This is a genomic window from Onishia niordana, from assembly GCF_004798965.1.
GTDB lineage: Bacteria > Pseudomonadota > Gammaproteobacteria > Pseudomonadales > Halomonadaceae > Onishia > Onishia niordana.
Genome location: NZ_SDSD01000180.1, coordinates 1 through 229 on the forward strand (window position 1 = coordinate 1; position 229 = coordinate 229).

General features: G+C 31.0%; 1 protein-coding gene. It reads right to left on the minus strand.

Annotation, left to right across the window (positions count from 1 at the left end; all coding sequences use genetic code 11):
- Positions 1-229 (minus strand): Rgg family transcriptional regulator (locus ETC27_RS18410; protein WP_205742814.1); only part of this gene is annotated, 229 nt, incomplete at both ends.

The following is a 229-nucleotide window of genomic DNA, read 5'->3' on the forward strand; positions in this document are numbered from 1 at the left end:
TCTTTTACAGATAAATCATCCATTGTAAAGTAAAAAAATGAAAGTTCAAAATATCCCCACGATTCTGTTTCAAATAAGTGATTGATAATAAGTTCTTCTTCTTCTTCCGTCAGTCCCATAAATAATGCTTTGGCTGATAAAGAGGTCAAAGTGTAACCTCTTATCTTAGTATCTTGATAGATTTCCTCCAATTTTGTACTATCTTGTGTAAAATCAGCCACTTCTATTT